This window comes from Rhizobacter sp. P3_C12 (assembly GCF_056402735.1).
The window spans coordinates 18,789-29,400 of the sequence record NZ_JBFUGW010000053.1 but is presented as its reverse complement, the minus strand read 5'-3'; the positions used below and the strand labels follow the sequence as shown (position 1 = coordinate 29,400).

The window sequence follows — 10,612 nt, the reverse complement described above, 5'->3', positions numbered from 1 at the left end:
ATCCAGCCCTTGCGCCAGCAGATCTCCTCGGGGCAGCAGGCCTTCAGGCCTTGCCGCTTCTCCAGCGTCTGGATGAAGGCGCTCGCCTCCAGCAGCGAATCGTGCGTGCCGGTGTCGAGCCAGGCATCGCCGCGGCCGAAGATCTGCACTTCGAGCGTGCCGGCCTCGAGGTACAGCCGGTTCAGGTCGGTGATCTCCAGCTCGCCACGCGGGCTCGGCTTCAGGCTCTTCGCATACGACACGACCTTCTGGTCGTAGAAGTACAGGCCGGTCACCGCATAGCGGCTCTTCGGCTGCTTCGGCTTCTCTTCGAGGCTGATCGCCTGCGCCTGGTCGTTGAACTCGACCACGCCATAGCGCTCCGGATCCGTCACCGGGTAGGCGAACACCGTCGCGCCGCTGGTGCGCGTGGCCGCGTCCGTCAACCGGGTGCCCAGGTCATGGCCGTAGAAGATGTTGTCGCCCAGCACCAGCGCGCTCGGCGCGCCGGCCAGGAACTGCTCGCCGATCAGGAAGGCCTGCGCGAGGCCGTCCGGGCTCGGTTGCACCGCGTAGCTGAGGTCCAGGCCCCACTGCCGGCCGTCGCCCAGCAACTGCTGGAAGCGCGGCGTGTCCTGCGGCGTGCTGATGATCAGGATCTCGCGGATGCCGGCCAGCAGCAGCGCGCTGAGCGGGTAATAGATCATCGGCTTGTCGTACACCGGGATCAGCTGCTTGCTCAGCGCGAGCGTCGCCGGGTGCAGCCGGGTCCCGGAGCCCCCGGCGAGGATGATGCCTTTGCGAGTCATGACAGCCCCTCGTCGGATGAGTACATCCGCCGATCCCCCGAGGGGATGCCGGCCGGCTTGGGAGCGGCCCGGCGCTCGGCCGGCACCGCGTTCAATTGCATTGACATGTGTTCCTCCAAGGATTTGTCAGCCCAGCACTTCGGTCAGCATGCGCTCGACGCCGGCCTGCCATGCCGGCATGCGCAGCCCGAAGGCCTGGTTCAGCTTGTCGCACGACAGCCGCGAATTCAGCGGCCGTTTCGCCGGCGTCGGGAACGCGGTGGTCGGCACCGGCTCGATCGCCTCGGGCGCCACCTTGATCGCGTGGCCGCGCGCACGCGCCCATTCGATGACGAAGCGTGCATAGCCGTGCCAGCTGGTCTCGCCAGCGGCCACCGCGTGGTACGTGCCGGCGAGCTTCGCATCGGCCAGCGCGGCGCGCAGCGCGTGCACGCTGACGTCGGCCAGCAGGTCGGCGCCGGTCGGCGCGCCGACCTGGTCGTCGATCACCGTCAGCTTGTCGCGCTCGCCCGCCAGCCGCAGCATCGTGCGCGCGAAGTTGCCGCCGCGCGCGGCGTAGACCCAGCTGGTGCGCAGGATCAGGTGCTTGCAGCCGCTGCCGCGGATCAGCTCCTCGGCCTCGAGCTTGGTCTGGCCGTAGACGCTGAGCGGCGCCGTCGGCGCGTCTTCGCGGCGCGGCGCGTGGCCGCTGCCGTCGAACACGTAGTCGGTGCTGTAGTGCACCAGCCAGGCGCCGAGTGCTGCCGCCTCGCGCGCCAGCACGCCGGGGCCGGTCGCATTGATCGCGCGCGCCAGTGCCGGCTCGCTCTCGGCCTTGTCGACCGCGGTGTGCGCCGCGGCATTGACGATCACGTCCGGGTTCACCGCGCGCACCGTCGCCGCCAGCGTGTCGGGCTTCGAGAAGTCGGCCTTCAGTGCGCCCGGCGTGTCGAAATCGAGCGCGGTCAGCTCGCCCAGCGGCGCCAAGGCGCGCTGCAACTCCCAGCCGACCTGGCCGCCTTTGCCCAGCAGGAGAATCTTCATGCGGCCGCCGCCTCGCCGTAGTTCTTCGCGACCCAGTCGCGGTAGCCGCCGCTCTGCACGTTGGCGACCCAGCCGGCGTTGTCGAGGTACCACTGCACCGTCTTGCGGATGCCGGTGTCGAAGGTCTCGGCCGGGCGCCAGCCGAGCTCGCGCTCGACCTTGCGCGCATCGATCGCATAGCGGCGGTCGTGGCCCGGGCGGTCCTTCACGTAGGTGATCAGGCGCTTGTACGAGCCGGCCGCATCGGGCTTCAGCTCGTCGAGCAGCGCGCAGATCGTGTGGACGATCTCCAGGTTGGTCTTCTCGTTCCAGCCGCCGATGTTGTAGGTCTCGCCGACGCGGCCGCCGGCCAGCACCGCGCGGATCGCGCTCGCGTGGTCGCGCACGTACAGCCAGTCGCGCACGTTCTGGCCGTCGCCGTAGATCGGCAGTGCCTTGCCCGCCAGCGCGTTGACGATCATCAGCGGGATCAGCTTCTCGGGGAAGTGATAGGGGCCGTAGTTGTTGCTGCAGTTCGTGGTGACGACCGGCAGTCCGTACGTGTGATGCCAGGCGCGCACCAGGTGGTCGCTGGCCGCCTTGCTGGCCGAGTAGGGGCTGTTCGGCTCGAAGCCCTTGGTCTCGGCGAAGGCCGGGTCGGTCGGCGACAGCGAGCCGTAGACCTCGTCGGTGCTGACGTGGTGGAAGCGGAAAGCGCTCTTCGCGTCGCCCTCGAGCGAGCCCCACAGGCCGCGTGCGGCCTCGAGCAGCGTGAAGGTACCGTCGATGTTGGTGCGCATGAACGCGCCGGGGCCGTGGATGCTGCGGTCGACGTGGCTCTCGGCCGCGAAGTGCACGATGGCGCGCGGCCGGTGCTGCGCAAGCGTGGCGTCGACCAGCGCGCGGTCGCAGATGTCGCCCTTGACGAACACGTGCCGCGCATTGCCGTTCAGCGACGCGAGGTTCTCGAGGTTGCCGGCATAGGTCAGCGCGTCGAGGTTGACGACGGTCTCGTCGCTCTGCGCCAGCCAGTCCAGCACGAAGTTGCTGCCGATGAAGCCGGCGCCGCCGGTCACGAGGATGGTCATGAAGGGATCCTGTCTTTACTTGGTGCGCCCGTAGGTGTCCTCGAAGCGGACGATGTCGTCCTCGCCGAGGTACGAGCCCGATTGGACTTCGATGATTTCCAGCGGCACCTTGCCGGGGTTCGCGAGCCGGTGGGTCTGGCCGAGGGGGATGTAGGTGCTCTGGTTCTCGGTGAGGATCATCACCTTGTCGCCGTTGGTGATCTCGGCGGTGCCGCAGACGACGATCCAGTGTTCGGCGCGGTGGTGGTGCATCTGCAGGCTCAGCGAGGCGCCCGGGTTGACCAGGATGCGCTTGACCTGGAAGCGCGCGCCGGAGTCGATGCTGTCGTACCAGCCCCAGGGGCGGTGCACCTTGCGGTGCAGGTTGTGCTCGCCACGGCCGCGCGCGCCGAGCTCGCCGACGATCTTCTTGACCTCCTGGCTGCGGGCGCGGTCGCTGACCATCACCGCATCGGGCGTCTCGACGACGACCACGTCGCTCAGGCCGATCACGCTGACCAGCCGGCTGGTGGCATGCACCAGCGTGTTGTCGCTGTCCTGCAGCAGCACGTCGCCGACGCTCGCGTTGCCGCGGCCGTCCTTGTCGGCGACCTGCCAGACCGCGTCCCAGGCGCCGAGGTCGTTCCAGCCGGCGTCCAGCGCGACCATGCGGATGTCGAAGGCGCTGCCGGGGCAGCGTTCCATCRCCGCGTAGTCGACCGATTCGGACGGCACCGCGGCGAACTCGGCCTTGCCGGGGCGCACGAACTTCGCATCGGTGCTGCGCGCGGCCCACGAGGCGCGGGTGGCGGCGGCGATGTCGGGGCGGAACTGGTCCAGCGCGGCCAGCCACACCGAGGCCCTCAGCACGAACATGCCGCTGTTCCACAGGTACTGGCCTTCGCGCAGGTAGTGCTCGGCGGTAGCGAGGTCGGGCTTCTCGACGAACTGCGCGACCTTGCCGTCGGGCGTGCTGCGGATGTAGCCGTAGCCGGTCTCGGGGCGGTCGGGCGTGATGCCGAGGATCACGATGGCGCCGTCGGCGGCGGCGCGCACGGCGCGCTGCAGTGCGGCGGTGAAGGCGGCAGGCTTGGTGACGACGTGGTCGGCGGCGGTCACGACGAGGATCGGGTCCTGCCCGTTCTCGATGCCGGCGAGTGCCGCGAGCGTCATCGCGGGCGCGGTGTTGCGGCCCTGCGGTTCCAGCACGACGGCGGCGGGGTCGGTGCGCAGCTCGCGGAGCTGGTCGAGCACGAGGAAGCGGTGCTCCTCGTTGCCGACGATCAGCGGCGTCTGCACGGCGATGTCGGCGGCGCCGAGGCTTTCGACGCGCTGCACCGCCTGCTGGAACAGGCTCTGGTTGCCCGACAGCACAAGGAACTGCTTCGGGAAGCCGGCGCGCGACAGCGGCCACAGCCGCGTGCCGCTGCCACCGGCCATGATGACGGGGAGGACGGACAGCGGGGTCGGCGGGGTGGTGGGCGTGGACATGGCGGTTTCTTCCGGAGGTCTTGTTGTGTGGGCGAGGGACTGAATTATCGGCGGGCCAGCCGCTTGATCGCCGAGACGACGATCGGCGGCAGGATCTGCTTGAGCACGTGCTTGCTGCGGTCGCTGCGGCTCGCGAACAGGTAGGTCGACAGCATGGCTTCGCGCCGGTCTTCGCGGGCGAAGCGGTTGGCGTAGTAGTAGGCCGCGATGGAGCGCCGCGTGACGCCTTCGGGCACCGCGAGCGGCCGCGAATGGCCGTGGTAGTGGGTGCGGCCGTGGCTCATCAGGATCGAGCGGCCGAACTCGGGTTCGACGGTGCCGACGCATTGCTTGCGGTCGGCGTCCCACAGTTCGAGGGCGCCTTGCCACGGCGGCTGCCAGTTCTTGTTGAGGTAGGTGATGAACACCATCTCGTTGTTGAGGGCGGTGCGCGGGTGGCGGTCGAAATCGGCATGGATGCCGAACGAGCCGCCGGACAGCGTCTCGTGCAGGCCGCCGCCGAACAGGTGGGCATCGCTGACGAGGTCGGGCACGCCGCTGATGTGCGAGAGCGCATGCAGGAAGAAGCTGGAGCCGAGCGTCCAGAAATACAGCTGGCTGGCCGGCCCCATGCGAGCGCCGACGCGCGAGCGCTCGACGCGGGCATAGGCATTGGTCTGGGTGCTCCAGTGGTCGCGGGGCAGCACCTCGAATTCCTCGTGCACGAGTTCCAGCAGGCGGGGGTTGAACCAGTCCTGCACGACGAGGTGGGGGTAGGGCGTGGCCGACTGCATGCGGGATCGCAATTCATCGAGGTGCGTGATGTCCGCCAGGCGGGGCTCGATCAGTTCATCGAGTGACAGCCGCACGCCGCGGATGGTGACGAACGCGGAATCGTCGATGAGTGCCTTGGCAACTTCGACCTCGACAGGCAGGGACATCATGGCTTCGCTCTCTTGCGCCGGGGGCAACAAGCGATCGTAAGCAAGGGGGAGGCCGCTGGAGGGGGCATCCCCCCTGAATGGGCGATGTGTGCGTGTGAGTCGTTTGTCGCTTCTGTTTCTGCGTGTCGCGGCGGGTGAGGGGATGGGCTGGAGGCTCATGCCGAGACGGTCGGCGCCCTGGGGGCGCCGACTCCACTGCGAAGATCGGCTTTGGGGATGCATCGGCAAACTCCCTCCGCTCGCTTCGCTCTCTGTGGTCAAACAGTGCCGATGAGTCAGTTCACGAAGCGCGCTGGCGCGCGCCATCCCCAAAGCCGATCTTCTCCGTCGCCTCAGAAATCGCCCCCAGCCCATYCCCTCACCCGCCGCTAAMCACCAGCCGCTCTGGTTGGGTGGAAAAGATTGAAGTGATCGACGAAGCGCGCGAGCGCTCGAATGCTCGTCGGTCACTTCAATCTTTTCCCCCCAACACAGCACGGTGGTGGCCGCAAAGGCGCGGGTGGGTAGGCTGTGGAGCGCCAATAGGGACGGGGCGCCGGAGCTGGCTGGTTTCGTGGCCCGCGTGCGCCAGCACGCTTCGTGAACTGACTGTCGCCGACTGTTTGACCACAGCGAGCGAAGCGAGCGGAGGGAGTTTCGGCGACGGGCCATGAAACCAGTCAGCGCAGGGGAGTCATTGCCCCCCAGGGGCAATGACCGCACCGGCCGGCGAGCCACAGCCTGCCCACCCGCGCCTTTGCAAGCAAGAACACAGCAGCGCATCAAGAAGCACGGCCTTCACGAGCACCGGCACCAGAAGCCACCGGCAGCCACTGCAGCAGCAGCTGCTCGTACTGCGCCAGGATGTGGTTCCAGGTGAAGCATTCCTCGAAGCGGGCTCGGCTGGCTTGCTGCATCGCGGCCAGTCGCGCCGGATCCTTCAGCACCGCTTCGAGCGTCGTCGCGAATCCATCCGCGCCGCTGAAGTAGCCCGCCTGCGGGCCGGCCACCCAGCGGTTGAACCGGTTGTCGTGCGCGATCACCGCATTGCCCGCCCCCAGTGCCTCCACCAGCGACGGGTTGGTGCCGCCCACCTGGTGGCCGTGCACATACGCCATGCTGTGGAAACGCAGCGATTGCACCGTCGGCTTGTCGTAGATCGCGCCGACGAACTTCACCTCGGCGCTCGCGGCTTCCTTCACCGCACGGTGGTACGCGTTGTCCGGCGAGTAGTTGCCCAGCACCGTCAGCGTCACACCACGCGGCGCACGCGAGAAACCCTGCACCACCTCCAGGATCGAGTTCTCCGGCTCGGGCCGGGCCACCAGCGTCAGGTAGCGGCCCGGCTCCAGCCCCAGCCCGTGCACCGGGCCGGTCGGCATGTCGTGCAACGGGTCGGCGCCATACGCGATCGTCGTCACCTTGTTCGCGTTCACGCGCGTGCCCAGGTGGTGCTTGATCTCCGGGTGGTCGGCCACCAGGTGGTTGCCGAGCCAGCAGCCGGCCCAGTCGTTCATCCAGAACCAGGTCTTCGCGACACCGCCCCACTTCGCGCGTGACCACTCGATGCCGTCCATGTTGATCAGGTTCGGCACCCCCTTCAGTCGCAGCAGCGCACAGAACACCGCCGTGTTGTAGCCGAGCGTCAGGCACAGGTCGCGGTGCTTCGCGGCATGCCGCGTGGCCTGCCAGTCGAACACGATCGTGCCCTTCGGCCCCGGTGCATCCACCGGCATGCGCACCCGCTCGACACCGCGCCAGCTGTCCTCGAACACCGGGCCGGTGCCGTCCTCCTGGCAGTACACGATCACGCGCCAGCCGCGCTCCACCAGGTACAGCGCCAGGTGCTCGGCAAAGGTCTCGAAACCGCCATGAGCGGCCGGCACGCCGCGCGTGCCGAGGATGCGGAGGGTCTTGTTCATCATCGGTCGGGGGTGGACGAGGGGGTGGGGGGATTGAACGCAGCCAGGTTCGAGAACCTCGGTGCGAAGAAGCTGCGCACGCCATGCACCAGCACCTGCGCCGATTGCTGCCAGTCGAACTTGCGCACCTGCGCCAGGCCCTGCTCGCGCATGCGCTCGCGCAGGCCGGCATCGCCGATCACCTGCCGCAGCGCAGCGGCCAGTTCGGCGCTGGAGTTCGGGTCGGCATACAGCGCCGCCGCGCCGCCCACCTCGGGCAGCGAGGTGGTGTTGGACGTGATCACCGGCACGCCGCTCGCCATCGCCTCGGCCACCGGCATCCCGAAGCCCTCGGCGAAGGCCGGGTACGCGAACGCCATCGCATGCCGCATCACCGCCGGAAGCGCCTGGTCGCCCACCTTCGACAGGAAGCGCACGCGCTGCTGCAACCCGTGCGCCACGACGGCCCGGTCGATCTGCTCGTAGCTGAAATCGCGCTGGCCGACGACCACCAGCGGCGGCGCATCCGCCCCCAGCTCGGCGTACGCATGGATCAGCGTCTCGTGGTTCTTGCGCGGCTCCAGGCGCCCCACCGTCAGCAGGTAGCCGCCCGGCTCCAGCCCGAGCTCGCGCACCGCGTCGGCGCCCTCCGGCCCGGGCTTGAAGCGCTGCGGGTCGACGCCGTTGTAGGTGATCGCGATGTCGTCGGCCGGCACGCCGTACAGCCGCGCGATCTCGCCCTTCGAGAACTGGCTCACCGCGAACAGCAGCTTCGCGCGCCGCGCCGCATGCCGGAACGTCAGCTTCGACTGCAGCACGAAGCTGCGCGGGAAGAACTGCGGATGCGTCTCGAACAGCAGGTCGTGGATCGTGCACGCGCACGCACCGGTGCGCACGAACGGCAGCCGGTACTGCATGTGCAGCAGGTCGATGCGGTGTTTCCACTGCAGCCACGGCAGTTGCACGCCGAGACGGATCGGCGCGCGCTGGTGCGGCATGCGCACCAGTTCGACGTTCGGCGCACCGAACTCGGCGTGCGCGTCGCGCAGGCTGTCGATGCCGTCGAGCAGGAACACGAAGTCGATGTCCGGCGCGAGCCGGATCGCCTCGCGATACAGCCCGAGGATGTGGCTGCGCGAGCCCTGGAAGATGCCGTCCCAGGTGTGGAAATCCACGCCGAGGCGGGGGCGGCGAGGCGGTGTCGTCGTCATCTGGGTGTGCGCAAGGGCGTGGCGGAAACCGGTGCAGGCTCGTGGCCCGCACCGACGAGGCGTCGGCTCAGTTCGACGTGGCGCGTCGCGAAGCCTTCGGAGCTGAAGCGGCGCGACAACAGCCGCTGCTGCGCGCTCGCGACCTGCGCGGCGCGCCGGCCTGGCGTCGTCACCAGCGCATCGATCGCGCGCCACAGGTCGGCCGCGTCGTGCGGCACGCAGAACGCGATGCCGTCGTCGTCGAAATAGTGGTCCAGCCCGCCGGCGCGCGTCGCCACCACCGGCACGCCGCGCGCGGTGGCCTCGAGCACCGCGGTCAGCCCGGAGGCATGCAGGTTCTCGTGCAGCGGCACGACGACGCAATCGGCCCAGCCGTAGTTCGCGACCACCTCGGCCTGCGTCATCGGATGCGCGTCGATGTTGGACTGCGCCAGGTGCGCCGGGAAATGGCTGGAGCCGATGCGCAGTTCGACGCCGGCGCGCCCGCCGAGCGCCTGCGCCAGGGTCTCCCAGTCGCGGTGCCGGTCGTTGCCGAGCGCCAGCACGTGCAGCGGCCGCGTGCCGTCGAGCACCGCCTGCGGGCGCTCGGTCGCGATCGGGTAGCTGTCGAGCGAGATGCCGAAGTCGACGATCACCTGCCGCTCGCCGAGATCGAGCTCGCGGGCCCGCACCATGTTCAGCGGCGAGTGGAAGGTGGCGGCCTCGGCATCGCGCATCAGCCAGCGCACCAGGCGCCGGCGCACGCCCGACCAGCGGCTCCATTCGTCGACCAGCCAGATCGACTGCGCGACGATCGGCGCGGTGTCGATGCCCAGCCGGCGCAGCAGCCCGACGGCCAGGTGCTCGTACTCGGTGTGGGTCCAGATCACGTCGGCCCGCCCGGGGTGCAGCAATGCGCGGTTCGCCCACACGTGCCGCAGGTCGAAGCCGAGCAGCTTGCGCAGTGCCCGGTCGACCAGCCCGAGCGCGCCCGGCCACGTCGGCGTCGCGCGCGAGAAGCTCAGGCTGCAGCCCTGCTGCAACGCATGGTGGTAGCCGTAGGGCGTCGCGTCGGGCGCCTCGCCGCGCGCATGGCGCTGCGACCAGGCGGCCACGTCCAGGTGGCGCGGCAGCAGCACCATCACGCGCAGCGGGCCGGCGGCGGAGGCCGTGGATTCAGGGGATGAAGACATCCTGAATCCTCTCCAGGTACTGCATGCCGAACTTCTTCGTCGGCTCGATGATCGAGCCCTCGCCGTACTCGTTCCAGCAGCACAGCACGCCGATGCGCTTGGTGCGGTCGGGGTTGGCGTCCATCACCGCCTTGCCTGCGCGCAGGTGGGCCTCGAAGCTGGCCGGCGTCGACACCGAGTTGTCGTGCCCCGGCTGCGAGCTGCCGCCCCAGGGCGTGCGGTCCCAGCCGGCCGTCATCGGCACGAAGTACGGCAGCTTGCTGTACTTCACGATCCAGTTCCATTGCATGCGGTAGTACTGGTCGAGCTCGTCGTAGCTCTTCGAGTACGGCGTGCGCGTCGAATCCTCGCCGGCGATGCCGAAGTGGTAGTTGTAGGCCGAGATCGCATCGAAGCCGCTGTTGAACGCGAAGTCGCGCACCCAGAACTGCGAGGCCACCACGCCGAGCACGAAGTAGATGCCCGGCAGCCCGGCCGCGCTGGCCCGGGCGCGGGCACGGGTCAGCATCGCCGCGGGCGTCGTCTTCATCGCGGTCGCCTGCGTGCGGAACACGTCGGGCGAGAACAGGAACATCACCGGCTTGTTGTCGATGCGCAGGTACTCCGGCCGCTTCATGTGGTTGGCGATCCAGAAATCGACCAGCGCATCCCACTCGGCCAGCGTCTTCGGCTCGGCCGTGTGGTTGGCCCACATCAGCGAGTACTTCACCTTCGAGCGCTGTGCCGAGGCCAGGTAGGCGAGCACCGCGGTCTGGGCCGCCGGCTTCGCGTTCTCCCAGTACCAGTCGAAGATGATGAACGAGATGCCGGCATCGGCCATCCAGCCGATCTGCCGGTCCAGTGTGACGGCCTTGTCGTCGCGGTACCAGCCGAGCATCGGCTCGCGGTCCTTCGCGAAGGGCTTGATCGACGACCAGGTGTCAGGCTCGGACGGCCCCTTCACGCCGGGCGACCAGCCGGGGTAGTAGTACATGCCGAGCTGGTACGGCGAGCTGGCCGACCAGGCCGACCACGGCGCCGCGCAGCAGGCCGCGGCGAGGACGAGTCGAAGAAGAAGACTGCGGATGCCCATGCTCAT

General features: G+C 68.9%; 9 protein-coding genes. All 9 read right to left on the bottom strand.

All coding sequences use genetic code 11. From position 1 onward, the window contains the following. Positions 1-788: glucose-1-phosphate thymidylyltransferase RfbA (gene rfbA, locus AC1DXV_RS11345; RefSeq protein WP_477933603.1), on the bottom strand; the 788-nt coding region annotated here is incomplete at its 3' end. A 126-nt stretch (positions 789-914) separates the two neighbouring features. Further along, positions 915-1,811: a dTDP-4-dehydrorhamnose reductase gene (rfbD, locus tag AC1DXV_RS11340; protein ID WP_477868483.1), complete on the bottom strand. Its 897-nt coding sequence runs from the start codon at positions 1,809-1,811 to the stop codon at positions 915-917. Beyond that, positions 1,808-2,878 carry a dTDP-glucose 4,6-dehydratase gene (gene rfbB, locus AC1DXV_RS11335; protein WP_477868481.1) on the bottom strand — a complete coding sequence of 357 codons (1,071 nt, stop codon included), beginning with the start codon at positions 2,876-2,878 and terminating at the stop codon, positions 1,808-1,810. Before rfbB ends, rfbD begins: the two co-directional genes overlap by 4 nt. Positions 2,879-2,893: 15 nt before the next feature. Next, on the bottom strand, positions 2,894-4,348 hold the full coding sequence (locus AC1DXV_RS11330) for a mannose-1-phosphate guanylyltransferase/mannose-6-phosphate isomerase (protein WP_477933601.1): 1,455 nt from the start codon (positions 4,346-4,348) through the stop codon (positions 2,894-2,896). Positions 4,349-4,392: 44 nt separating this feature from the next. Further along, complete coding sequence (locus AC1DXV_RS11325; RefSeq protein ID WP_477873466.1) at positions 4,393-5,271, bottom strand: 2OG-Fe(II) oxygenase; 879 nt, start codon at positions 5,269-5,271, stop codon at positions 4,393-4,395. Between the two features lie 761 nt (positions 5,272-6,032). Then, positions 6,033-7,172: a DUF1972 domain-containing protein gene (locus tag AC1DXV_RS11320; protein ID WP_477933599.1), complete on the bottom strand. Its 1,140-nt coding sequence runs from the start codon at positions 7,170-7,172 to the stop codon at positions 6,033-6,035. Then, entirely contained in the window at positions 7,172-8,362 is a 1,191-nt protein-coding gene (locus tag AC1DXV_RS11315) for a glycosyltransferase family 4 protein (RefSeq protein ID WP_477933597.1), read from the bottom strand. Before AC1DXV_RS11315 ends, AC1DXV_RS11320 begins: the two co-directional genes overlap by 1 nt. Continuing rightward, entirely contained in the window at positions 8,359-9,534 is a 1,176-nt protein-coding gene (locus AC1DXV_RS11310; protein ID WP_477864307.1) for a glycosyltransferase, read from the bottom strand. The genes AC1DXV_RS11315 and AC1DXV_RS11310 overlap by 4 nt, the downstream gene beginning before the upstream one ends. Continuing rightward, on the bottom strand, positions 9,518-10,612 hold the full coding sequence (locus AC1DXV_RS11305; protein ID WP_477864308.1) for a glycoside hydrolase family 99-like domain-containing protein: 1,095 nt from the start codon (positions 10,610-10,612) through the stop codon (positions 9,518-9,520). Before AC1DXV_RS11305 ends, AC1DXV_RS11310 begins: the two co-directional genes overlap by 17 nt.

Bases quoted from the DNA above. Each gene is read 5' to 3' on its own strand.
- AC1DXV_RS11310 (WP_477864307.1), bottom strand. From the start codon at position 9,534: ATGTCTTCATCCCCTGAATCCACGGCCTCCGCCGCCGGCCCGCTGCGC.
- rfbD (WP_477868483.1), bottom strand. From the start codon at position 1,811: ATGAAGATTCTCCTGCTGGGCAAAGGCGGCCAGGTCGGCTGGGAGTTG.
- rfbB (WP_477868481.1), bottom strand. From the start codon at position 2,878: ATGACCATCCTCGTGACCGGCGGCGCCGGCTTCATCGGCAGCAACTTC.
- AC1DXV_RS11305 (WP_477864308.1), bottom strand. From the start codon at position 10,612: ATGAGCATGGGCATCCGCAGTCTTCTTCTTCGACTCGTCCTCGCCGCG.
- AC1DXV_RS11320 (WP_477933599.1), bottom strand. From the start codon at position 7,172: ATGAACAAGACCCTCCGCATCCTCGGCACGCGCGGCGTGCCGGCCGCT.
- AC1DXV_RS11315 (WP_477933597.1), bottom strand. From the start codon at position 8,362: ATGACGACGACACCGCCTCGCCGCCCCCGCCTCGGCGTGGATTTCCAC.
- AC1DXV_RS11325 (WP_477873466.1), bottom strand. From the start codon at position 5,271: ATGATGTCCCTGCCTGTCGAGGTCGAAGTTGCCAAGGCACTCATCGAC.